22 protein-coding genes are annotated in these 23,226 nt (G+C 72.4%); 14 read left to right on the forward strand and 8 right to left on the reverse strand.

Annotation, left to right across the window (positions count from 1 at the left end):
• Positions 1-94 precede the first annotated feature (94 nt).
• Both ACYVD5_RS05190 and ACYVD5_RS05195 read right to left on the reverse strand, forming a co-directional pair.
• Positions 95-1,057 carry a carbohydrate ABC transporter permease gene (locus tag ACYVD5_RS05190; protein ID WP_460999748.1) on the reverse strand — a complete coding sequence of 321 codons (963 nt, stop codon included), beginning with the start codon at positions 1,055-1,057 and terminating at the stop codon, positions 95-97.
• Positions 1,054-1,983, reverse strand: a complete 930-nt coding sequence (locus ACYVD5_RS05195; RefSeq protein WP_460999749.1) for a carbohydrate ABC transporter permease — start codon at positions 1,981-1,983, stop codon at positions 1,054-1,056. Before ACYVD5_RS05195 ends, ACYVD5_RS05190 begins: the two co-directional genes overlap by 4 nt.
• Positions 1,984-2,137: 154 nt before the next feature.
• Between ACYVD5_RS05195 and ACYVD5_RS05200 the strand changes: the two genes are divergently transcribed.
• Positions 2,138-3,217 carry a LacI family DNA-binding transcriptional regulator gene (locus ACYVD5_RS05200; RefSeq protein ID WP_460999750.1) on the forward strand — a complete coding sequence of 360 codons (1,080 nt, stop codon included), beginning with the start codon at positions 2,138-2,140 and terminating at the stop codon, positions 3,215-3,217.
• A gap of 128 nt (positions 3,218-3,345) precedes the next feature.
• Here the strand turns inward: ACYVD5_RS05200 and ACYVD5_RS05205 are convergent, their stop codons facing one another.
• The 3 genes from ACYVD5_RS05205 to ACYVD5_RS05215 all read right to left on the reverse strand — a co-directional run bounded on the left by ACYVD5_RS05205 (position 3,346) and on the right by ACYVD5_RS05215 (position 5,646).
• Positions 3,346-3,987 carry a hypothetical protein gene (locus ACYVD5_RS05205; RefSeq protein ID WP_460999751.1) on the reverse strand — a complete coding sequence of 214 codons (642 nt, stop codon included), beginning with the start codon at positions 3,985-3,987 and terminating at the stop codon, positions 3,346-3,348.
• A gap of 135 nt (positions 3,988-4,122) precedes the next feature.
• Positions 4,123-5,016, reverse strand: a complete 894-nt coding sequence (locus ACYVD5_RS05210; RefSeq protein ID WP_460999752.1) for a class I SAM-dependent methyltransferase — start codon at positions 5,014-5,016, stop codon at positions 4,123-4,125.
• Positions 5,017-5,223: 207 nt separating this feature from the next.
• Positions 5,224-5,646, reverse strand: a complete 423-nt coding sequence (locus ACYVD5_RS05215; RefSeq protein WP_460999753.1) for a peptidase inhibitor family I36 protein — start codon at positions 5,644-5,646, stop codon at positions 5,224-5,226.
• A gap of 759 nt (positions 5,647-6,405) precedes the next feature.
• On the opposite strand from ACYVD5_RS05215, the gene ACYVD5_RS05220 reads away from it, so the two are divergent.
• From ACYVD5_RS05220 to ACYVD5_RS05265, 10 genes are all read left to right on the forward strand, one after another.
• Positions 6,406-7,473 carry a hypothetical protein gene (locus tag ACYVD5_RS05220; protein ID WP_460999754.1) on the forward strand — a complete coding sequence of 356 codons (1,068 nt, stop codon included), beginning with the start codon at positions 6,406-6,408 and terminating at the stop codon, positions 7,471-7,473.
• On the forward strand, positions 7,470-8,711 hold the full coding sequence (locus ACYVD5_RS05225; RefSeq protein WP_460999755.1) for a galactosyltransferase-related protein: 1,242 nt from the start codon (positions 7,470-7,472) through the stop codon (positions 8,709-8,711). Before ACYVD5_RS05220 ends, ACYVD5_RS05225 begins: the two co-directional genes overlap by 4 nt.
• Positions 8,708-10,090 (forward strand): MFS transporter, encoded by a 1,383-nt coding sequence (locus ACYVD5_RS05230; protein ID WP_460999756.1) that lies wholly within the window; start codon positions 8,708-8,710, stop codon positions 10,088-10,090. The genes ACYVD5_RS05225 and ACYVD5_RS05230 overlap by 4 nt, the downstream gene beginning before the upstream one ends.
• Entirely contained in the window at positions 10,087-10,752 is a 666-nt protein-coding gene (locus ACYVD5_RS05235; protein ID WP_460999757.1) for a hypothetical protein, read from the forward strand. The genes ACYVD5_RS05230 and ACYVD5_RS05235 overlap by 4 nt, the downstream gene beginning before the upstream one ends.
• Positions 10,749-12,080, forward strand: coding sequence for an NAD(P)/FAD-dependent oxidoreductase (locus ACYVD5_RS05240; RefSeq protein ID WP_460999758.1), 1,332 nt, complete (start codon positions 10,749-10,751; stop codon positions 12,078-12,080). Before ACYVD5_RS05235 ends, ACYVD5_RS05240 begins: the two co-directional genes overlap by 4 nt.
• The gene (locus ACYVD5_RS05245) at positions 12,068-12,961 is read left to right on the forward strand and encodes a nucleotidyltransferase family protein (RefSeq protein ID WP_460999759.1); all 894 of its coding nucleotides are present in this window, start codon (positions 12,068-12,070) and stop codon (positions 12,959-12,961) included. The genes ACYVD5_RS05240 and ACYVD5_RS05245 overlap by 13 nt, the downstream gene beginning before the upstream one ends.
• 88 nt (positions 12,962-13,049) lie before the next feature.
• Complete coding sequence (locus tag ACYVD5_RS05250; protein WP_460999760.1) at positions 13,050-14,216, forward strand: glycosyltransferase family 4 protein; 1,167 nt, start codon at positions 13,050-13,052, stop codon at positions 14,214-14,216.
• Positions 14,217-14,252: 36 nt separating this feature from the next.
• Positions 14,253-15,152: an aminotransferase class IV gene (locus ACYVD5_RS05255; RefSeq protein WP_460999761.1), complete on the forward strand. Its 900-nt coding sequence runs from the start codon at positions 14,253-14,255 to the stop codon at positions 15,150-15,152.
• On the forward strand, positions 15,149-15,706 hold the full coding sequence (locus tag ACYVD5_RS05260; protein WP_460999762.1) for an NUDIX domain-containing protein: 558 nt from the start codon (positions 15,149-15,151) through the stop codon (positions 15,704-15,706). The genes ACYVD5_RS05255 and ACYVD5_RS05260 overlap by 4 nt, the downstream gene beginning before the upstream one ends.
• Positions 15,703-17,019 (forward strand): alkaline phosphatase, encoded by a 1,317-nt coding sequence (locus ACYVD5_RS05265; protein ID WP_460999763.1) that lies wholly within the window; start codon positions 15,703-15,705, stop codon positions 17,017-17,019. The genes ACYVD5_RS05260 and ACYVD5_RS05265 overlap by 4 nt, the downstream gene beginning before the upstream one ends.
• Here ACYVD5_RS05265 and ACYVD5_RS05270 read toward each other — a convergent pair.
• Together ACYVD5_RS05270 and ACYVD5_RS05275 are read right to left on the reverse strand one after the other, a co-directional pair.
• Positions 17,016-17,822: an SDR family oxidoreductase gene (locus ACYVD5_RS05270; protein ID WP_460999764.1), complete on the reverse strand. Its 807-nt coding sequence runs from the start codon at positions 17,820-17,822 to the stop codon at positions 17,016-17,018. The genes ACYVD5_RS05265 and ACYVD5_RS05270 overlap by 4 nt on opposite strands.
• Before the next feature lie 67 nt (positions 17,823-17,889).
• The gene (locus ACYVD5_RS05275; RefSeq protein WP_460999765.1) at positions 17,890-18,507 is read right to left on the reverse strand and encodes a TetR/AcrR family transcriptional regulator C-terminal domain-containing protein; all 618 of its coding nucleotides are present in this window, start codon (positions 18,505-18,507) and stop codon (positions 17,890-17,892) included.
• A gap of 123 nt (positions 18,508-18,630) precedes the next feature.
• On the opposite strand from ACYVD5_RS05275, the gene ACYVD5_RS05280 reads away from it, so the two are divergent.
• Positions 18,631-19,989 carry an FAD-dependent monooxygenase gene (locus ACYVD5_RS05280; RefSeq protein ID WP_460999766.1) on the forward strand — a complete coding sequence of 453 codons (1,359 nt, stop codon included), beginning with the start codon at positions 18,631-18,633 and terminating at the stop codon, positions 19,987-19,989.
• A 32-nt stretch (positions 19,990-20,021) separates the two neighbouring features.
• On the opposite strand, the gene ACYVD5_RS05285 is transcribed toward ACYVD5_RS05280, so the two are convergent.
• Positions 20,022-20,270 (reverse strand): hypothetical protein, encoded by a 249-nt coding sequence (locus ACYVD5_RS05285; protein WP_460999767.1) that lies wholly within the window; start codon positions 20,268-20,270, stop codon positions 20,022-20,024.
• 219 nt (positions 20,271-20,489) lie between these two features.
• Here ACYVD5_RS05285 and ACYVD5_RS05290 point away from each other — a divergent pair, with 219 nt between their 5' ends.
• Both ACYVD5_RS05290 and ACYVD5_RS05295 read left to right on the forward strand, forming a co-directional pair.
• The gene (locus tag ACYVD5_RS05290) at positions 20,490-21,596 is read left to right on the forward strand and encodes a substrate-binding domain-containing protein (RefSeq protein ID WP_460999768.1); all 1,107 of its coding nucleotides are present in this window, start codon (positions 20,490-20,492) and stop codon (positions 21,594-21,596) included.
• Between the two features lie 226 nt (positions 21,597-21,822).
• On the forward strand, positions 21,823-23,154 hold the full coding sequence (locus ACYVD5_RS05295) for an ABC transporter substrate-binding protein (protein ID WP_460999769.1): 1,332 nt from the start codon (positions 21,823-21,825) through the stop codon (positions 23,152-23,154).
• Positions 23,155-23,226 lie beyond the last annotated feature (72 nt).

Genomic DNA, 23,226 nt, shown 5'->3' on the forward strand with positions numbered 1-23,226 from the left:
TCTCACTTCTTTCGGGGGGCGGGGAAGGTGTTCGGGGATTATGCCGGGTTCCGGGGGCGGGCGCAGCGATCGGGGGCGCGGTGCGGCGGAAGGCTCAGCCCTTGACGCTGCCGGCCGCCATGCCCGACTGCCAGAAGCGCTGCAGCAGCAGGAACGCGGCGATCAGCGGAATGATACTGAGCAGGGATCCGGTGATGACCAGGTCGAACACCGCTTCGCCGCCTGCGGTGGCCGCCTGGGCGTTCCAGGAGTTCAGACCCAGGGTCAGCGGGTACCAGTCGGGGTTCTTCAGCATGATCAGCGGCAGGAAATAGTTGTTCCAGGTCGCGACCATGGTGAACAGGGCGACGGTGACGGTGCCCGGCCCCAAAAGGGGCATGGCGATCCGGACGAAGGTGCGCAGTTCGCCGGAACCGTCGATGCGCGCGGCCTCCAGCAGTTCGTCGGGGATCGCCTCGGCGGCGAAGACCCACATCAGGTAGAGGCCGAACGGCGAGATCAGCGACGGGATGATCACCGACCAAGGCGTGTTGGTCAGTCCGACCTCGCTGAACATCAGGAAGGTCGGCACGGCCAGCGCGGTGCCGGGCACGGCGACGGCGCCGATGACGACCGCGAAGACCGCGCGTTTGCCGGGGAAGTCGAACTTGGCGAGTGCGTAGCCGCCGAGCACGGCCAGCAGGGTCGCGCCGCCGGCACCGAGCACGACGTAGAGCACCGTGTTGAGCAGCCAGCGGACGAAGATGCCGCCGTCATAGGTCAGGGTGTCGGCGATGTTGGCGAACAGGGCGAAGTCGCCGCTGAACCAAAGGCCGAAGGAGTCGAACAGGTCGGCCTGGGTCTTGGTGGCGTTGATCGCCAGCCAGATCAGCGGGACGAGCGAGTAGACCAGCACGAGCCCGGTGAGCAGGGTGAGCAGGACGCTGCGGCGCGGCGCCCGGCCCTGGTCGGCGGGTTTTCCGGCGCGGGCGCGGGTGCGCAGCCGCACGCCCGCCGAACGCGCGCCGACACCGCCGGTACGGGCGGCGGGGGTGGGCGCGGGGGCCGGAGTACTCATCTGCGCCCTTCCTTCCGCATGCCGCGGGTCTGCACCGTGTAGGCGATGGCCATCGTGATCAGGCCCATGATGATCGCGACCGTCGCCGCGTAGTTGTGCTGCTGGCCGGCGAACGCCAGCGAGTAGGTGAACAGGTTGGGCGTGAAGTCGCTGGTGATCGCGTTGGGGGCGAGCTTCTGCAGGATGCTGGGCTCGTTGAACAGCTGGAAGCTGCCGATGATGGAGAAGATCGTCGCGATGACCAGCGCGCCGCGGATGGCGGGGAGTTTGATGGCGGTGATGGTGCGCAGCTGCCCGGCGCCGTCGATCTGGGCGGCCTCGTAGAGCGTGTGCGGCACCACCCGCAGCGCCGAGTAGAAGATCAGCATGTTGTAGCCGACGAACTCCCAGGTGACGATGTTGCCGATGGAGGCGAGCACCAGTTCGGGCGAGAGCGGGTCGGGCAGCGCGATGCCGAACGCGTCGTTGATGTTGCCGACCAGGCCGAACCGGGTGCCGTAGATGAACCCCCACATGAGGGTGGCCACCACGGCGGGCACGGCGTAGGGCAGGAAGATCGAGATGCGGAAGAAGTCGCGCCCGTAGAGGCGCCCGCTGTCGACGGCCAGCGCGACCAGCAGCGCGAGGATCAGCATGATGGGCACCTGGACCGCGAGGAACAGTGTCACCCGGCCCAGCGACGACCAGAATTGGGCGTCGGTCAGCGCCTGCACGTAGTTGTCGGCGCCCACGAACGTGTTGCCGCCGATGAGCCGGTCCTGGAACAGGCTGAGGTACACGGAGTACGCGATGGGCGCCAGGAAGACCAGGGCGAACACGGCCATGAAGGGTCCGATGAACGCCCAGCCGGTCCAGGAGCGCCGGGGTCTGGACCGTCTCGGGGACGGTTTCGCGGCCACCGGCGCGGGCGCGGCCGTCGTCGTCATATCGATCATCCTCGCGCGCGTTCAGCGATGGGGAATGTTTGCGCAAACATATCCGGTTAAGGAGGCGGGAGGTACGTTATGTTTACGTAAACATCAGGTTCCGAGATGTTTACACTGCCGTGTGGCACCAGGTCAAGGGTTAGAGAGGCCGCACATGGACGAAGGGCCGACCGCCGAACAGGCGCGGCACCGCGTGAAGCGGGTCTCAATGGCCGATGTGGCGCGGCTCGCCGGTGTCTCATCCCAGACCGTCTCCCGGGTCTCCAACGGGCACCCGGGGGTCGTACCGGACACGCGCCGGCAGGTCATGGCCGCGATGGACGAACTCGGCTACCGGCCCAACGGCGCGGCCCGCGCCCTGAAACGGGGCGAGTTCCGCACGATCGGCGTCGTGCTGTTCACGCTGTCGACCACCGGCAACATGCGCACGCTCGAAGCCATCGCCTCCTCCGCCGCCGAGGAAGGCTATGCCATCACCCTGTTGCCGGTCGCCGCGCCCACCCACGACGAACTGCACGGCGCCTTTACGCGGCTGGGCGAGCTCGCGGTCGATGCCATCATCGCGATCATGGAGGTGCACCTGCTCGACGCCGCGACCGTGGCGCTGCCTCCGGGGGTGCAGGTGGCGGTGGCCGACTCCGACGCCGGCGACCGCTACAGCGTCGTCGACACCGACCAGGCCGGCGGGGCGGGCGCCGCAGTGCGCCACCTGCTCGGCCTGGGCCACCGCACGGTCTGGCACCTGGCCGGGCCTGAGGAGTCCTTTGCCGCCCAGCGCCGCGCCGATACCTGGCGGGCGGCACTGACCGCCGCGGGCAGCCCCGTCCCCCCGATGGTCCGGGGCGACTGGTCGGCCGATTCGGGCTACCGCGCAGGGCTGCGCTTGGCCGAGGAACCCGGCTGCACAGCGGTTTTCGCCGCCAACGACCAAATGGCGCTGGGCCTGCTGCGCGCGCTGCACGAGAAGGGCCGGGCGGTGCCCGACGAGGTGAGCGTGGTCGGGTTCGACGACATCCCCGAGGCGGGATCCTTCCTGCCGCCGCTGACAACGGTCCACCAGGATTTCGCCGAGGTCGGCCGCCGGCTGGTGCAGGGCGTCCTGCACCAGCTGCGCACCGGCGCCACCGGGCCCGCCGAGCCCGGAACGACGCTGGTGCCCACCCGCCTGGTGGAACGCGCCAGCACCGCCCCGCCGGCGGACCGCCCCGAGGCGGCGGGCGGGCGCACCGCCTGAAGGCGGGCAGGCGGGCGCGCAAACGGGCTCGCCCGGCCCGCCCCGGATGCGGTGCCCCTCCCCCGCCGGTGCGGGCCGCGGATCCAATCCGGACCCGCGGCCGGCACCCGATCCGCTCCTACCGCGCGCTACGCCGGCACCGCCACACCCAACTCCTCGGCGTGGGCGCGGCGGCAGTGCTTGGCGCAATAGGCGTAGACGTCCCCGCCGTGGTCCAGAGTGATCGCCGATTCGTCGAGGCGGACGACCATGCTGCACACCGGGCAGTGCACCGTCCCCGGCTCCGGGCCGGGCACGGGACCGCTACCGTCCACGGACTCGCGCCAGGCGCCGGTGAAGAGCCGGGTGATGGCCTCGGAGCCCATGGGTTGGCCGTCCAGGCCCAGGCTCCCTTCGCGCACGCCGTGGACCTCCACCCAGATCTGCGGCTCGGTATCGGCCCCGCGGCTCTCCCGCACAGTCCGGGCGACGATGCGGTGGTAGCGCTTGATGAACTCCTCGGCGACCTCCTTTACCCACGGCGACGGGATCCGCACCCGCACGACGTAGCGCTGCGGCCAGTCGGCTCCGACGGTGCGGTCGCCTGCGGCCCAGGTCGGCGGCTCATGCACCACCACCTGCGTGTAGGCGCGCGAATTCTCCACGACCGACTCCGGGTGTGCTTCCCCGTGCTCGACTCCGTCGTCCAACTCGACCAGCCTCTTCGCCAGCAGCCCCCGGCCCTCGGCGCCCAGGGCGCCCTGCGGCGCGAAAACCTCGATGAACAGCATTGGGTCTCCCTCTTCCTTCCTCGGTGGTCCCCGGTGGTCCGCGGCCCGCGGTGTTCGGCGGCCGCCCCACCGGTCTGCGGCACCCCGTCCGTCCCGGATCCCCTGTGCGGGACCCGCATCGCCGGGCGCCGCGGCTCAGCCCCAGACGGCCGTCGCCACGAACCCGGTTCCGGATTGGCGCACCCCGCCCGCCGCCTCGTGGGGAACAAGCGCCGCGCGTACCGCCTCGCGGGCGCGCTGCTCGGTGTCGGCGTCGGCGTCGCGGAACCAGTGGCGCACCGGTCCCCAGCCGAAAACGAACTCGGCGGCCTCCTCGGCGGACCTGCCGAGCATGGCGTGGGAGCGGTGGCGCTCGACCGATACGGAACCGAAGCCCGCCTCCCGCAGCACCGTCTCGATGTCCGCGGGTGTGGCCATCGTGGTCAGGTGCCGGGTCTCGTCGTCGGTGGCCAGGCTCGGCGGCTCGGGCAGGAACTCGCCCATGATCCGGAAGATGTCCGGGAACCCGGAGTCCGCGGCATCGCCGGTGGCGTCGGGGGTTCCGATCGCGAGTCGGCCTTGGGGGCGCAGGGCCGAGCCGATGTTGGCGAACGCGGCGATGGGGTCGGCGAAGTACCAGATGCCGCCGCGGCTGATCACCACGTCGAACTCCCCGGGCGCGAACGGGTGCACCTGTGCGTCGCCCTGCTCGAAGGCGACGTTGGCGACCCCCTTCTCCGCGGCCGCCGCACGGGCGCGCTCCAGCATCGGCGCCGACAGGTCCACGCCGAGTGCGCGGCCGTGCGGGGCCTTGACCGCGGCGCGCCGGGTCGTCAGTCCCGCGCCGCAGCCGATGTCGAGCACCCGGTCGGCCGGCCCGATCCGGGCGGCGGCGAACAGCGGGCGGTTGGACCCGCCGACCATGGCTTCGTATCGGTCCTGGTTCTCGGCCCAGTGCCGCCCCTCGTAGCCGTTCCATGCGTGGTACTGGTGGACGTTGGCGATGTCGGGGACATCGGCGGTGTGGGCGCTGGTGGTTGATTCCGGCACGGCTGGTGCCCTCCCCTCGGCTGCGGCGGCCGGCGCCCAAGCGGCGCCGGCCCTGCACATCGAGAGTGGCCCCGGTCGCGCGGGCCGTCGATAACCCGCGAGGTCATTGCCGCCCTCGCACGGGTGCGGCGATTCGGCACACGGGCGCCGCCCCTCGCTGCTCGCAGTGCCGCAGCGGCGAAGGGCGGCTCGGGGCGAGGTGTCGGCTCAGTAGACGAAGACGCTGTTGGGGGCGAAGGCCAGGTCGGGTGAGGCACCGTTCGGGATCTCCACCGGGCGGCCGGTGCAGTCGTCGTTCTGGAACATCGCCGCCGAACGGGCGTTGGTGTTGGCCGCCGACTGCGCCCTGCCGCCCCAGCCGTGGGCGACGAGGTCGACACAGGCCCCCTGCTCGGGGTCGAGGGCTCTGACGTTGAACCGGTCACCGGTGAACTGCGGGCCCTCATATAGGCACAGGGTTCCGGAGAATGAGCAGTCGTGTACGGGACCCGGGGCCGCGGGGGCGGTCTCTTGGGCGGATGCCGGCAACGCCGAAAGGGCGATCGCAGCGGCGCCGGCACCGGCGGCCGCCAGGATTCGGACCGCGGCGGCGGAGCGCGCCGTCTTTTCCGATGTTGAGCTGTTGAGCATGCGGACTCCTGTCACCTGTTCTGTTCAGCCGGGCGAGTGCGGAAAACCTGCCGGCGCAGTCCCGCGGGCCGGCCGATCGGGCCGCCGCGGGCATCGCGAAAGACGCGGCCGCCGCGCCGCGAAAGTTGAACCGGATCTTTTTTGCACAAGGATTCTCCGCTACAACACAAAAGTATAGAGCAATCTCCCCACCTGCAGAAACACAGAAATCCGCAGCTCACGGCACCCGCCCACCATGATCGGTTTGCCCCGATTCTTCACCCACTCCGAGAGCCACCCCCGTCCGGGATCGGAAAACCACTGCTGACCAGCACAATCCACACCTCCCGGGTTAGCTGGCCGACTCCGGACAACCGCCATTCGCTTGCATTGGCCTGCCCGCGAACCTACAGTCATCATTCGACGGAAGTCGGAGCCGCTCACCGGTTAGGACACGACCGGTGCCAGGCGTTGAAGGCGACCCGGAATTTCCCCCAGCCCCGGCCGGCCCGCCCACGGACCGGCACCCGAAGACCGCAGCTCCGACCTGTGCGGCCGCACCGCACCCGCCCCCTACTCAAACGCCCCGACCTGGTCGCGGCGGCCCGAACCACGGTCGCTGCACAGCCGAAACCCGGATCCGCGCCAACAGCCGCAACCCGGCGACCCGGCACCCGAGACCGGACCGGTCCGCCCGGAAAGACCGCCGCACACCAAACTCTGGGAGCGCTCCCAGGTGATTTCCCTATTCGACGCCGCATGGACCGAGCAAGGCGAATAATGGACAGGAAACGACAGAAAGTCCTTATCCACACCCACGGAATCGGAAAGTTCGACTTCAGTTCGCTCACACCTGAGCAGCTTCCCCGGGTGAATTCCGCTGCCCGAGCGGCGCAGATGCGGATCGTCCCGGGAATATTTCTCCGCCACGAGTACCTGGATACATTCACCCGGGTTCTGCACCGCTACGCCGCCGAACGCGACCGGTACGACCAATTGCTCGGTTTTTCCGTCGAAGGCCCTCTTTTGGGGCGTGTAGGCGGCGTTCCGCCGCGCGGAATCTGGTCACCCACCGCCGACGAATGGGAGCGGATCGCGGAACTGGGCGCGCTCGGACTGCGCTACGTGGTCTTCGCACCCGATGGAGGCGACCTCGACACCCGCCTGGAGGGTGAAACGACCTACCGGGACGTCATCGATCTCTTCTACACCAACGGCGTGCGGATCGCCCTGGGGCATTTCCGCCACGACTCGCCCGAGCTCAGCGCCGCCCGGAGCGCGGCCGTCATCGACTACATCCAGGACCGCTACGGCCCTTCGCCCGACCTCGTCCTGTCCGACCACCTCTTCAACGATATGCCGCGGCGTTTCAGGCACGTCTGGCGCACGCCCGAAGAGCGGGCCGAGCGCGCGGCCCAGCTTGCGGCCTTTCTCGCCCACGACTGGGACTCCGCGGACCTGAACAGCCTGCTCGGCGATGTCCCGGCGGTCCTGGTCCGCGCCGCCGCCCGCGACCGGATGCTGCCGTTTCTCAACTTCGACGGCGACCACGTGGACCTGGCGGTGTGCGACCGCACGCTGGACCACCTCGGTCCGGACCGCGTCATCGGCATCACCGACGACACCCCGCTGCCCGAGCTCGCGGGTGAGACGCTGCACCACCGGCAGGGCAGCGGCCTGTGGTACCGCGACGACGGCATCGTGGCGGCCGGCTCCGGCGGCATCCCCCGCCAGGAGGCCAACCTCGCCGCCATCGGGCGCGACCACCACACGTTCGACCGGCTCTTCCGCATCAACCCGGAACGGGCCCTGGCACCGCTCCCCGTCGCAGCGGGGGCCGCCGCATGAGGACCGGTCCCGCAGCGGTCGGCAGCTCGCTCGCGTCCCGCCTGGCCGCCGCTTACGTCACGGCCGTCGACCCCGAAGCCGCCGTCAACGTGCACACCTGGGCCCAGACCGCCGCGGACTACGCACGCCTGGCCGAGCTGCTGCGGGCCGGGCCGTGGCGCCGGCCCGCCGTCCCGAACGCCTTGGACCGGCTGCAGGAGGCGCCGGCGGACAGCCCCGCCCACCGCGCGCTCGTCGCGGCGCTGGAGCGCGAGACCGCCGCCGGCTCTGCTCCGGCGCGCCTGATCGCCGCTCTGAACCGCGTCGAACACCGCGGCCTGGTGCGCTACCACCTGGGCGGCGACCACGTACCGCCCGATCCGGGCGATCCGCCGGAAACCGGCGCCGAGCGGGTTCGGGAACCGGCCGCCGGGGCCGTGCGCCGGCACGGCGGCGCCGCCGTGCCGGACCTGGCCGTCGTGGTGCCCCTGCGCGCCCGCCCCGGCGACCACGGCAGGCTGCGCAACGCCCTCGCCTGCCTGGCAGCCGCCAACCTGCAGTCGCTGCGGCGCGACCGCTACCGGGTCGTGGTGGTGGAGCAGGACGGCGCTCCCCGGTGCCGGGAGCTTGTCGCCGACCTCGCCGACACCTACGTCTTCGCCTTCAACCCCGGCACCTTCAACAAGAGCTGGGCCATCAACATCGGTGCGCTTTCCCTCCCCCGGGCCCGCCATATCTGCGTGCTCGACGCCGATGTCGTCATCGAGCACGACCACCTGGCGGGGATCGTCCGCGATCTCGATACCGGACCGCCGGCCCTCCTGCCGTTCGGCGACCTGCTGTACCTGGACCGGGACAGCAGCGGCCGCGCCGTCCGCCAGCGCCTGGGCGCGCCCGGCGCGGTCCGGCTGGAGCACCTGCGCGGGTTCGGGCTGCGGGACGTATGGGGCGCCTGCGTCTGCGTCACCGCAGCGCTCTTCGACGGGATCGGCGGCTACGACGAGCGGTTCCGCGGGTGGGGCGACGAGGACAACGAGTTCTACCGGCAACTGCTGCGCCGGACCGCGGTTCCGCGCTGGGACCGCCCGCTGCCGCACCTGTGGCACACCCGGCCGGTGATGTCGCGCGCCGACGGCCGCCGCCCCAACCAGCATCTGGCCCGAACTCCGCGGCCACCCGACGCCGACCCGATCGGCCGGCCCGACAAGTACCGGCACGAACAGCCAACCCGCATCACCGATGGAGTCGCCTCCACATGACCGACCAGACCCGATCCCTGGCCGCCCGTCTCGGTATCCCCTCGATGGCCGGATACGGCAAGACGACCGCAGCGGTGGCCATCGACACCGTGGGCGTGGGCCTGCTCCTACCCATCTCCCTGCTGTACTTCACGCTGACGACCGACATCGGTGTCGCCCGGCTCGGCGTGGCCCTGACCCTGGCCACCGCCGTATCGCTGCCGATGGGGCTGCTGTCGGGCGCCTTCACCGACCGGCTCGGGCCCAAGACCGCGATGGTGACCAACAACCTCTTCTCCGCCGCGGGCTACCTGCTGTACCTGGTCGCCGACGGCATCGCCACGGTGTTCCTGGCGATGCTGCTGGTGGCGGTCGCCGACCGCATGTACTGGTCCTGCTGGTCCTCCTACGTGCACCGCATCTCGGCGGGACGCCCGTTCGAACGGTGGTTCGCCTTCCTGGAAGCGCTCAAGGCCGGTGCCATGGGTCTGGGCGCGGTCGCCGCCAGCGTGGTGCTGGCCATCAGCGCCGTCACAGGGGCCCACGTGCTGGTGTGGCTCAACGTCCTGTCGTGCGTCGCCGCGGCGGCGCTGTTCCTCTTCCAGGACATGGGCGGTTCCGCGACCGCCGGCGGCGACCCGCCGCGGGAGGACCCGGAGCTGCTGCAGGCCGTGAAGGGGTGGCGGCTGGTGCTCAAGGACCGCTCCCTGCTGCTGTTCGCCCTGGGGCAGGGCCTGCTGAGCCCGATCATGCTGCTGCCGACCGTCGCCCTCCCGGTCCACTTCGTCGACAACTGGATGATGCCGGCCTGGGTGGCGTCCTTCGTCTTCGCGCTGAACTGCGGGCTCACCGCGCTCACGCAGTCCCCGATCAGCTATGCGGTGCGCAACAGGTCCCGCGTGACGGCGATCGGCGCGGCGGTCGCGCTGCTGGTGGGCTGCATGCTGCTGCTCATCGTGCTGCCTCCCGGTGAGTCCCCGGCGGTATGGGTCGCCGTCACCGCGATCGGTGCGGCGCTGGCGGTGATCGACGCCCTGTACATGCCGGCGGTCAACGCGCTGGTGGCCGAGGCGGCGCCCGAGAGCGCGCGCGGACGCGCCGTGGCGGTCGCGCAGACGGCCGCGGGCCTGGGGATGCTGCTGTTCCCCGCCGCCGCCGGGCTGCTCCTGGTCACCGAGCCGCGGGTGCTGTGGGCGGGCGTCTCCGTGCTGGCGCTGCTGGGCCTGTTCTGCTACATGCGGGGGGCCGCGACGCAGCCGCACCGGGTGCGCTTCCCCGAGGGGGAACCGGGCGCCGGCCCCGAAACCGAGTCCGGGGCCGGGCCGGGGTCCGGGGCCGGTCCGGAATCCGGTCGCGGGACCGGCACCGGCGCCGCTGCGGAAGGAAAGGGGGTGCGGTGAGCGCCGAAACCGCCCTGTGGACGCAGGGCTCGGCCGCCTGGCCCTCCGCCGAGCACCGGCTGACCACCCCGCTCGCGTCGGTGGCCTCGCTCCTTGCGCTCGACGGCGGTGTCTTCCACGTCGACCGCGCCGACCGCCACCTGCTGTGGACCACCGGCGGCCGAGCCAGAATCGTGCTGCCCGACATCGACCCCGGAAGCCTGCTGTGCTCGGTCGGCGACCGGCTCTACGCCGGGCGGCCCGGCGACGGCCAGGCGGTCGCGTTCGGCACCCGCGAGGGGATCGCGACCTGCCCGGTCGAATCGGACCACCGCTATCCCGCGGCCGCCCTGCTGGCCCGGATGGCGGCCGCGGCACCGGAACAAATCCAGGTACGCGTCCGGTACCGCGGCGTCAGCGCCGAGGCGGCGGTGCCCGCCGGCGACTACGGCCGGCTCCTGCACGAGGCGGCGCGGCTGCCGGATGCGGCCGGGACCGCGGTGGAGCCGGTGCTGGTGCTGCAACTGCGGACCGGAGCGCATCCGGAGCAGCCCGAGCAGGACGGGCAGCCGGGGCGGGAACCCGGGCGGTACCCGCACCCGCCCGGTGCGCACGTGACCGCCCGGCAGGTCCCCTGGCCGCTGCGGCGGCGGCACGGCATGCCCTGCGAGGTTCCGGCGTGACGCCCCGGCCCCGCACGGTCCGCGACTGGCCCGGAACCGTGGTCGTCGGTGCGGGCGCGAGCGGGCTCATCGCGGCCGAGGGCCTCGCGGCCCGCGGCGTACCCGTCCTGCTGGTCGAGCACCGCGGTCTGGCCGCCGGCCAGACGGGCCACTGCCACGGCTATCTGCACCGCGGCCACATCTACCGGCGGCTCGACGGCGCCCAGTGCGCCACTCTGGGCCGCGGAGCGGCATGGTGGTCGGACCGCCTGGCCCGCGCCGGCGAAGCGCCGCTGTCGTCCTCGGGCGTGGTGGCCTTCACCAACGAGGCGCACCACCGCGAGGCGGTCCGGATGTGGACCGGCCTGGGGCTGCCCTTCGAGCCCGCGCCGCCCGGCTGCGGGATCGGCGGTGCGGCGACCTACCGCGTGCCCGAGGCCGCGGTGTCCCCGCGCGCCGCGCTGCGGGCGGCGCTGCCCGGGCTGGCCGGCGTGCCGGTACTGCCCGGGCGCGCAACGGCTCTGCGCCTGCACCGCGACACGGTGACCGCCGTCGACGTGCTCACCGAGGAGGGCACCGCGGTGCGGCTGCGCGCGAACGCGTTCGTCCTCGCGGCCGGGGTCGGGCTCGGTCCGCTGCTGGGGACGGTCGGCCGCGCGGAGCTGGTCCGCACCCGGCTGTCGTTCATGCTCACCTGCCGCACCCGCATGCGGCTTCCGGCGTCCTTCTGCCTCCCTTCCGACGACGCCCAGGGGCTCTTCGCCGTCGCGCGGCCCGCGGCCGACGGCAACTGCTACCTGATGTCGACGTTTGTGAGCTTCTGGCCGGGTGACGATCCACGCCTGGCGCGGGAGCTGTGGTTGCGCGGCATCGGGCGGGTGATCGAACGGCACCTGCCCGGGCTGTGGCACGACCCCGACGCCTCGTGGGCGGTCTACACCGCCTGCAAGGCCGAGGTTCCCGCCGGCGGCGGCAACGGCGTCCCCGAAGGCGGGATCCTCGACCCCGGCTGGCGCAACGCCGTGGCCGTGGTCCCCGGCAAGCTCGTCCTCGCACCCGTTCACGCCGAGGCGTGCGTGCAGCGCGTGCTGGCCGTCGAACGGCGCGGGACCGAACGGCCCGGCGGCACCGCGCGGCCCGGTGCCGAAGCGGTCCCCGAGGCGGCCGCGGGCACGCGGCGGTGGGCGTCGGAGGACTGGGAGACGGGCATCCGGTTCCCGCGCGCCAAGCTGTTCCCCGACGGCGGCGATCCGCTGGACACCCGCCCCGCCGGGCGGTCGGCCGGCCCCGGACCGGCGGGCCCGCTCCTGGCCGTACCGAGCACCGAGGAGACCCCGTGGAGTGCCTGATCCTCGCAGCGGGCGCAGGCCGCCGGCTGCATCCGCTCACCCGCCGCCTCCCCAAACCCCTCCTGCCGATCGGCGACACCAGCGTGCTGGGGCGCCTTGTCGGCCAAGTGGCGGACCTGCCCCTGGACCGTGTGCTGTGCAACCTGCATTTCCGGGCCGAAGCGGCGCAGCGGGAGCTGTCCGCCGGCGACTACGCGCTACCCGTGCACACCAGGATCGAGCCGGCTCCGCGGGGACCGGCCGGTTCGCTGCACACCTTCGCGTCCGAGGCCGCCTCCGCGGAGGCGGTGCTCGTCGTTTCCGGCGACCTCTACCTCGGCGATGGTGCGCTGGCCGAGCTGGCCCGGCGGCACCGCGAGACCGGGGCCCTGCTGAGCGTCCTGGCCGTCGAGGTCGACGACGGTTCGCACTTCGGCGTCTTCCGCATCAGCGACCAGGGCACGGCGCTGGGGCTGGCGGAGAAACCCGGCTGGGCGGCGAACCGGCGCTCCTGGGTCAGCGGTGGCGCGTACTGCGTCGATCCGGCCCTGCTGGAGCGGATCCCCACCGACCGCGAATACGACTTCGGCGCCCACCTGATCCCCGCCCTCCTTGAGGAGCGGGCCCCGGTGACGGTGGTCCCCTGGCTCGGCGCCTGGTCCGACCTGGGCACACCCGCGGCCTACCGCGACGCGGTGCTGCGCGGCGTCGGCGGCCCCGGCACCGATGCCGTGCACCTGGCCCCCGGCGCCGAGGTGCACCCCACCGCCCGCCTCAGCGGACGGGTGTACTTCGGAGCCGGCGCGACCGCCGGTGCCGGCGCCGACATCCGCGACGCCGTCATCCTGCCCGGCGCGCGGGTCCCCGACGGGGCCGCCGTCGTCGACGGCTGCTTCCAATGACCGGCCTGCGCGCCGGCCCGCCCCGCCCTGCGCACCAAACTGCGCACCGACCTGCAAGCCAGCCCGCACACCGACCTTGGAGCCCGACTTGCGCCTCCTCGTCCTCGCACCCGCCTACCACCCCCGGATCGGTGGTGCGGAGTCCTACATCCGCACGGTCGCCCAAATGCTCGCCGCCCGCGGGCACGACATCGTCGTCGCCACCGACGGCGACGGTGTCGACGCTCCCGCCCTGGACACCGACGCCGGGGTCCAGGTACGCCGCCTCACCCGGTACCGGCGGCTTGTGGAAGACCCCACCAAGCTGCGCTGGGAGCAGATGTACTTCAGCCTGACCGGTGAGCTGGCCGAGATCGTCCACGAGTGGGGGCGCCCCGACGCCGTCTTCGCCAACAGCCACGAGACCGCGGTGCTGGGCTCGATGCTCGCCACGTCCTGCGGGGTACCGCTGGTCGCCAACTTCCACGAGCAGGAACCCGAACGGGGGCCGCTCGGCGCCGGAAAGACCCGGCTGATCTACGGCCGGATGCCCATCGACGCCATGATCGCGGGCAGCGGGTTCTACTACGACAAGGCGGTCAGCCACGGCAGCCCGGAGAAATCCACCCACCTCATCCACCACGGGATCGACTGCGCCCGCTTCGCCACCGCGGGACCGCGCAGCGGCGACGGCCGGTTCACCATCGTCCTCAGCGGCCGGATCGCCCCGCGCAAACAGCAGCACATGATGCTGCGGGTCCTGGCGGCCCTCACGCGGCGCGGCATCGACGCCCGCCTCGTCATCGCCGGCCGCGCGCACTCCTCCAACCAGGACTACTACGAGGACATGCTCGCCCTCATCAAGGAACTGGAGCTGGCCGAGCGCGTCGACGTGCGCCTCGACCTCAGCCTGGAGGACATGCCCGCGGTCTACCGCGAATGCGACGCCGTGGTGCAGCCGAGCCTGGCCGAAGGGCTGGGCCTGGCGGTCCTGGAGGCGATGGCGGCCGGGCGCCCGGTGGTGGTCGGCGATACCTCCGGCCTGCGCGAGGTCGTGCCCGACCAGCGCGTGGGCGTGTGCCTGCCGCCGCAGGACACCGGCGCCTGGGAAGAGGCGCTCGCCCAGCTGTTCTCCGATGCGGCTCTGCGCGAGCGCCTGGCCGCCAACGCCCTCTCCTGGGTGCGGACCGAATTCGACGTCGAGCGCATGATCGACGACACCGAGCGGCTGTTGGAGAGCGTCTGCGCAAGCTGGAACTACGCCGAGAACGACTGACCCGGCCGCTTCACCGGCCGAACCCGGAGGTTCGCCATGCCCCAGCAACAGAACGGCACGATCTGGATCGACCATGAACAGGCGGATTGGGACGAGGCCCGCATCCCCCTGATGTCCGACGCGCTGCTGAGAGGCCTCAGCGTGTTCGACGGGATGGTCGCCCGCCGCCGCGGAGACGGCGGGCTGGCGCTCATCGCGCCGGACCGCCACCTGGACCGGTTGGAACGCTCCTGCGCGGTGCTGGGCCTGGCGGTGGAGCACAGCCGCGAGGAGCTGCTGCGCGCCTGTGTTTCCTGCGCCGCCGCCGAAGCCGGCGAGTCCGGCGACGTCTATGTGCGCCCGATGGTCGTGGGCACCGCACTCACTCCCCGGGCGCGGGCGGCCTCTGTCACCGTGGCGGCGTTTCGGCGGGAGGCCGCCGTGCCCGCACCCATCACCATGCGCACCAGCTCGTGGCGGCGCCCGGGCGGCGACGCCATGCCGCCGGGGGTCAAGGCCGTGGGCAACTACCAGCTCACCCGGCTGGCCAGGATGGAGTCGGCTCAGGCCGGCGGCGACGATTCGCTGCTGCTCAACCGGCACGGCCGGGTGGCCGAGGCGGCGGGGGCGGCCGTACTGGTGGAGGACGGCGGGCGCGTGGCCTCGCCCCCGGAGTGGGAGGACTGCCTGGAGTCGGTCACCGTGGCGCTCCTTGCCAAGTTCGCGCGCCGGGAGGGCATCGAGCTGAGCCGCGAACCCGTCTCGCGCAGCCGGGTCTACGGCGCTGCGGGGCTTGCGGTGGCGGGCACCCTCTCCGATGTCACCATGGTGCACAGCCTCGACCACCGCGACTACGGCGGCGACTCCCCCTTGCTGGGGCACCTGCGGTCGCGCTATCTCGCGGCGGCCGCCGGGACCGGCGATGCGGACCTGCTGGAGGCGGTGGAGGTCAAATGACATCGCCGGGGGCGTATCGCAGGCTGAGCAGCCGCAGGTGCTACGAGTCGCCGCACATGGCGGTCCGCGAGGACGACGTCGTGTTCCCGGACGGGTCGCCCGGCGTCTACACGGTCGTCGAGCGGCGCGACTTCTCGCTGGTCGTGCCCGAGCTGCCGGATGGGCGCCTGGCGCTGGTGCGGCTGTACCGCCATCCCGTCCAGCGGTGGTTCTGGGAGTTCCCGCAGGGTTCGAGCGCCGCGGCCGGGCTTTCGCCCGAAGAGGTGGCGGTGCAGGAGCTGCGCGAGGAGACCGGGTTCACCGCCGGCTGGACGGCCGGCATCGGGCGGCTGCACGAGGCTTACGGCTATGCGACCAGCTCGTGCGACGTCTATGTCGCCGGGGATCTGGTTGCGGGGCCCGCAGACCCCGAACCGGGAGAAACCGGCGTGCGGTGGGAGGCGTTCCATCCCCGCGACATCTGGTCCCTCGCGGGCCGGGGCGAGGTGACCGACGCCGTCACCGTGGCGGCGCTCGGCCTCTACGGCGGCTTCCGGCACAAGGGGGCGCTGTGAGCAATCCTGCGGTGCCCGCCGATGGTGATCCGGGGCCTGAAGCGCGGCCGTGCAATGTGCTGCTGTTCATCGGGGACGGGATGGGCGATGCCGAGTTGACGATGGCCCGGAACTACCTTGCGGGGGCCGGCGGCCGGCTGGCCATGGACGGGCTCCCGTTCACCGGCAGCGCCACCACCTATTCGGTCCGCGCCGGCGACCCCCGGACGGCCGTTTACGTCACCGACTCGGCGGCCGCCGCCACGGCGTGGTCCACCGGGACCAAGACCAGCAACGGAGCGATCGGGGTCGATGCCTACGGGCGGGCGCGGCCCACGCTCGCCGAACTGGCGCGCGATGGCGGGCTGCGCACCGGGATCGTCACGACCGAGGAACTGAGCGATCCGACCCCGGCGGCCATGGGCGCCCACGTCGCCGACCGCAGCGGGCAGGGACCTGATTCGATGGACCGCTGCCCCGCCCAGGCCCGCGAGCACGGCGGGCCCGGGTCGATCGCCGAGCAGCTGGCGCGGTCGCGCATCGACCTGCTCCTGGGCGGGGGCCTGCGGCACTTCCGCCAGACCGTCCGCGACGGTGCGCACGCACCGCGGACGGTGCTCGACGAGGCCGCCGCACACGGGTATTCGCTGGTCACCGGCACTGCGGAGCTGAAAAGGCGGCGGCCCGGCGACCGGTTGCTGGGGTTGTTCGCCGACGGGCCGCTGGAGCGGCGCTGGCAGGGCCCGCTCGCCCTCCCGGGAGACAGCGCGCCGGCGGCGTGCCGACCGAACCCGGACGTCCCCCGCCAACAGCCCGGCCTTGCGGCGATGGTGGCGGAGGCGCTGCGGCTGCTGGGGCCCGCGACGCCCCGCGATCCGGGTTTCTTCCTGCTCGCGGAGTCGGCGCAGATCGACAACGCCGGCCACGACGCCGACCCCTGCGGCGTCATCGGCGAGGTCGGCGCGCTCGACGAGGCCGTGCGGACCGGTCTGGACTACGCCGCCGGGCGCAGCGACACGCTCGTCATCGTCACCGCGGACCACGGGCACTCCTGCCAGATAGTGCCGGTGGACGTCGCGTGCCCGGGTTCCAGCGCCGTGCTGCGCACCCCGGAGGGCGGCACCATGAAGGTCAACTACTCGACCAACCTGCCGGGGGAGATCATGGTGCACACCGGCGCCCAGGTGCGGGTGGCCGCCTACGGGCCGGGCGCCCGGGCGGTGGCCGGGCTCATCGACCACACCGACCTGTTCACCCTGATCCGGAGAGCCTTGACCGGCGGCCGCGGCGGCGTGCGCCCGGCGCACGCCGCCGCCCGCCCATTACCGCTCTAACGCCGGAAACCGCCCTCGCTGTTGAGGACCTGGCCGGTGATCCAGGCCGCGTCGTCGGTGGCCAGCCACGAGATGAGGCGGGCGGGATCGTCGGGTTCGCCCCAGCGGCCCTGGGGGAAGCGGCGGCTGACCGCTTCGCGGGACTCGGGGGTGGCATAGCCCGTGTCGACGGGCCCGGGGTTGACCGCGTTGAGCGTGATCCGCTGGTCGGCGACGTGGTCGGCCAGGGTGCGCGTGATGGAGGCGAGTGCCCCTTTGCTCGCGGCGTAGGCGACCTCGTCGGTCATGGGGCCCAGGTCCTGCCCGGAGGTCATGAAGATGATGCGGCCGCCCGCCCGCCCGTCGTGGCGGGCGGCGAACTCTTGGGCCAGCAGGATGGCCGAGCGCGTGTTCACCTGCCAGTGCGCGTCGAGCAGTGCGGCGTCGAGGGTGCCCAGCGGCCCGTCGCCGCTGCGGGCGTGGTTGCAGACGAGGATGTCGACGCGGCCGAACCGGGCCACTGCGGCGTCGAAGAGGGCTGCGGGCGCCGCGGGGTCGGCCAGGTCGAATTCGGCGTCGGCCGCGGCGGCCCCGCCGGCCAGTGACTCGGCGGCGGCGCCGACCAGCGCGGACGTTCCGCCGGGGTCGGCTCCCCAGGGCTGTTCGCGGTCGTGCGGCGCGTAGTGGTGCAGGAAGAGGTTCGCGCCGAGCCGGGCGAGCCGCCGGGCGACGGCGAAGCCGATGCCGGTCCGCCGGCTCACTCCGGTCACCACGGCGACGCGGCCCTGCAGCGGAAGCGGGTGGGTTGGGGGTGGTTGCGACATGCCGGGGATTCTTGCGGCAACCGGGGGCGCCCGGCAATCCGGTTTCCGCGGCGGGGCGATCGGCCGGTTATCGGCGCTGCGAACCCGCTCGGGAACGCAGCCCGGAAAGGATGAGGTCGAGGCCGAATTCGTGCCGCTCGCCGAATGTGCCGGCGCCCAGGTGCGGCAGGACCCGGGCCAGGGCGGGGGTGTCGCCGGGATCGACCTGACCGGCCAGTTTGCCTGCGGGTGCAAAGGGCGCGCCCTGTTCCTCCATGCTCAGGCCCAGGGTGAAGTAGATGAGCGTCCAGCACGCCCAGGCCGCCTCGGCCTCGCCGAACCCGCCGTCGAGCAGGCCCGCGGCCAACGTGTCGGCCACGCCCAGGGTTTTCGGGCGGGCGGCGTAGGTGCCGGCCACCACGGCGGCGCCGTCGCGGTGGGCCAGCAGGGCCGACCGGTAGCGGCCGAGGAGTTCGCGGACCCGCGGTTCCCATTCCGGCGGCAGCGCGTCGAGGGGGATCTCGCCGACGATGTGGTCGGCCATCAGCTCCAGCAGCGCGGCCTTGGTGCCGACGTGCCAGGACACTGTGTTGAGGCGCACCCCGAGCCGTTCGGCCACCGCGCGCAGGCTGACCGAGTCGGCGCCTTTGGCGTCGAGCAGCTCCACTGCGACGCGTGCGATCTCAGCCTGCCGCCCGGTACTCACGGCGACGATTATAGGCGCGTGACCGGCCGCTCCCGCCGGTCGCCGCCCACCCGCACATCGATTTCTTGGTCAGTGAACAATACATCTGCTAATTTCTTGGTCACCGAACAAGAAAGAGTGGCTGTGGACGAGAACGTGGTGATTGCGGGCGCCGGACCGGTCGGGCTGTGGCTGGCCGCCGAACTGCGACTGGCCGGGATCGGTGTGACGGTGTTGGAACCCCGGTCCGAACCGGATCCGAAATCGAAGGCGCTCACCGTGCACCCCCGCACGATCGAACTGCTGGCGTCGCGCGGGGCCGAAACCCCGTTCCTCGCCGAAGGACTGCGCATCCCCAACGGGCACTTCGCGGCGCTGGAAACGCGGCTGGACTTCGGCCTCCTCGATACGGACTTCCCGTTCACCCTGGCCATCCCGCAGGCGCGGACCGAGGCGCTACTGGAGGAGTTGGCACTGGCACGCGGGGCGGCGATCCACCGCGGGCACCGTGTCACCGGCGCGGACGACGGCGCCTCCTCGGTCCGGGTCGGCGCCGAAGGGCCCGGCGGGGCCTACACGCTGGAGGCGCAGTATCTGGTCGGCTGCGACGGCACGCGCAGCACCGTGCGCCGCTCGGCGGGGATCGGCTTTCCCGGCACCGGCATGACGGCCGCGGGCTGGCTCGCCGACGTCACCCTCGACTCCCCGCCGGCGGGCGGCGCCTACACCCGCTTCGGTGGCACCGGAGGGCTGATGATCGTCCCGCTGCCCGGCGGCGTCCACCGGATGGTCGGGCTCGCCCCCGAGGACCTGCACACCGGCCGGCCGGCGGAATTGACCATGGACGAGGTGCGCAGCAAGGCCCGCGCCGTGGCGGGCACCGACTTCGGTGCGCACTCGCCGACCTGGCTGTCCCGGTTCACCAACGCCGGCCGCCAAGCGCAGCGCTACCGCCAGGGCCGCATCCTGCTGGCCGGGGACGCCGCCCACCAGCACATGCCCGCGGGCGGGGTCGGGCTCAACGCCGGGGTGCAGGATGCGGCCAACCTCGGATGGAAGCTCGCCGCCGTCGCAGCCGGGCGCGAACCCGCCGGCCTGCTCGACAGCTACCACGGCGAACGCCATCCGGTGGGCGCGGACCTACTGGAAAGCACCCGCGCGCAGACCGCACTGATGTGCGCGTTCAACCCGGACGGCCAGGCGCTGCGCGCACTGCTGTCGAAGCTGGTGGCCGAAAACGGCGAGTTCGCGCGCGGACTCGCCGAACGGCTCTCCGGCCTGGCCGTGCACTACCCGGCCGCCGACCCCGCAGCCCACCCGCTCACCGGCCGGCGTGCACCCAACCTCAAGTTCGCCGACTCGACCCTGTTCGAGCAACTGCACCCCGGAGACTTCGTCCACCTCGACTTCTCCAGCACACCGCTGCGCGAACAGCACCCGGACTGGACCGGTGTCGCAGCGGCCGCGATCCGCCCCGACGGCCACGTCGCCTGGGCCCGGTAACCGGCGCCGGCTCGGCGCCGCTGCAGGCGGCGCTACCGCCCTTTGGCCCGAGCGTCCCGCCGGACTTGATCGGCCCCGACTGCGGTCGCATCGGTATCGGCGTCTTCGACGAGCACGTTGAGGTCATCGATGTCCTCGATACCGAGCGCCCTGGCGATGTAGTCGCGCGCCATGTCCCCGGCCGCTGTGAGGCGGCGGGTCTGCGTGGCTCCGACTCCGTCGATGTGGAGTTCCCAGCCGCCCTTCCAGCGCAGGGCGCGCACCCGGTAGGTCGTCGGCACCGCGGCCGTCCCTTCGGTGGATTAAGACGTTCGGTGATGTCGACGGCGACCCTGCAGATGCCATAGGGCGACTGTGGGGCGAACGCGCGAACGCCCGCCGCCCGCGGCTCTGCCCCGTATCTCGTATTCGCGCGCTCCGCCTCCTGCAGGTGCTTCGTTTGGCAACCGTTGATCGGTATGGTTGCGGTCAAACATTCAAACGAGCGGAAGGGGCGTGGCATGCGCGAACCGATAGAGGATCGGCGCAACCGGATCCTGGCCGCCGTGCAGGCGCGAGGGGAGGTGCGGGTGGCCGATCTGGCGCAGGAGCTGGAGGTTTCGGTGGTGACCGTGCGCCGGGACATCGAGGATCTGGCCCAGGACGGCAAGTTGCGGCGCGGCCACGGAATCGCCCGTTCGCTCGTTCCGCCGGAGCGGCCGGCGCCGCAGCCGCCCGGCAAGGGCACCGCCGCCGTCGCCCTGGTGGTGCCCGAGCGGCACGCCTACCTCAACGAGGTCGTGCACGGTGCGCGCCGGGCACTGGAGTCGGCCGGGACCCGGGTGATCCTGCACATCGCGCCGCAGGCGGCAGGCGCCGAGCAGCCCATCGTCGAGCGGGTTCCCGCCGACGGCGTCCAGGGACTGCTGATCGCGCCGCGCTGGCGCAGCGCCGCCGCGGAGCAGGCCGACCTCGCCTGGCTGGCGCAGGTGAAGCTGCCGATGGTGCTGATGGAACGGCGCCCGCAGCGGGGAAGCCCACTGGACACGGTCGACTCGGTCTGCAGTGACCACTGGTACGGCGTCCGCCTCGCCGTGGACCACCTGGTCGCCCTCGGCCACCGGCGGATCGTGCTCGCCGCCCGCGCGGACAGCCCCACCGCGCGGACGGTCCGCGCCGCGTTCGCCGGGATCGCGGCCGTCGCGCCCGAGATCGAGGACTGGGCGGTGGTGTTGAGCGCCGCGGGCTCCGACGCCGACAACGACACCGGACCGGGCCCCGAGTTCGCCGACCCCGGTTGGCTCGCCGAGCTTGTGCGCGGCCGCGGCGCCACGGCCGCGCTCCTGCACGGCGATGTGGACGCGCTGATGCTGGTGCAGCAGCTCACCGAGGCCGGCGTCCGGGTTCCCGAGGACTGCTCGGTGGTGGCCTACGACGATGTCGTGGCCGCGATGGGCGCCATTCCGCTGACCGCGGTCGCACCGCCCAAGGCCGACGTCGGCCGGGTGGCGGCCGAGCTGATCCGGGAACGCCTGGCCGCCGAGGCCCGCGGAGCGGTGTGGTCGCCCCGGCACGTAGAGGTACTGCCGCACCTGGAGGTCCGCGCGTCCACCCGGCGGCTGGAGTGAGGCCGGCCGGCACGGAACGGCCCAACCCGCCCTGAAACTCCTGAACCGGCCTGCACCGATCCGTACCCGCCACCCGCAACCGCTGATCTGTACCGACCGATCCCATCTTGCCAACCGGAGCACAGATTGATCGTTTGATCGATATTATTTCGTTCGATCTATTGACTGGCAAACGCTCATGTGGCCAGACTCACAGGTGTCACACCCAGATGAACGGGAGGCACCGATGCCTGGCATGCCGAGCCGGCGTTCCGTACTGGCCGCAGGGCTGACCACCCCCGTACTGGGTGCGCTCGGCGGCTGCTCCCCCGCCGCCGGCCCGGCGGCGGGCGGCGCCGGGAAGCGCACCCGCATCACCTTCTGGTCGGCCCTGCGCGGCAGCCAGGAGGTGGTCGACGCCTTCAACGAAACCCAGGACCGCATCCGGGTCGACTTCGAGCAGATCCCCACCGGCAGCGCCGGCGGCTACGCCAAACTCAGCAACGCCGCCCGCGCCGGCAACGCCCCCGATGTGGCCACCATCGAATACCCCCAGCTCCCGGGCTTTGCCATCGACGGCGTGACCCGCGACATCACCACCCTGATGGGCGACCGGCTGCGCTCGCGCCTGCTGCCCCAGGCACTGGAGAACACCACGTTCGACGGCCGGACCTACTCGGTGCCCCTCGACATCGAACCGATGGTCATGCACTACCGCAAGGACGTGTTCGACGAACACGGCCTCGCGGTACCGCGCACCTGGGACGAGTTCGCCGCGGTGGGCCGCACCGTCCGCGACCGGCTCCCCGGGCGGCGCATCACCGTCTTCCCCACCGACGGCGGCAGCCAATTCGCCGCCTACGCCTGCCAGGCCGGAGCCCAGTGGTTCGACATCCGCGGCGGCGCCTGGCACGTCGCGCTGACCGACGCCCCCACCCGGCGCATGTCGGAGTACTGGCAGGGGCTCATCGACGACGAGACCGTGTTCGCCAACCCCATGGGCAGCCTGCGCTACGACGCCCAGATCGGCGACGGCCTGGTCCTCACCCGGCTCAGCGGCGCATGGGACGCCGGAGCGCAGATGTCGTCGCAACCCGGCCAGCAGGGCCGATGGGCCATCGCGCCGCTCCCCCAATGGGACTCCGGCAGCGCCGCCCTGGGCGGCCACGGCGGCTCCACCTTCGCGGTCACCCGCGACAGCGCGCACCCGGAAGCCGCCATGGAGTTCATCGAATGGCAGGTGTCCCACCCCGATGCGCTGCGCGCCCGGCTGTCGGCCGGCACCAGCACCCAGTACCCGGCGGTGCCCGACCTGGTCGGTGTCGGCCGCAAGGCGTTCGACCCCTCCTACTACAACGGCCAGGACATCTACCGCCTCTTCGAGCAGGAGGCCGGCAAGATCCGCGACGACTGGGTGTGGGGCCCGCGGATGACCGCGACCCTGCAGGTCCTGCAGGACAACTTCGCCCGCGCCGACGCCGGGGAGGGCACCGTGTTCGGCGCCGTACGCGCGGCGCAGGCGGGCACCCTGCCCGACCTGAAGGCGCTGGGCCTTGCTATCAGCGGCGATACCGCCTGACCCGGAAGCACCCCCGCAGACCCCCCGAAGCAACAGGAGGTAACGCCCATGGTGACGGGCGCTTCCCCACCG

This window comes from Streptomonospora sediminis (assembly GCF_054778995.1).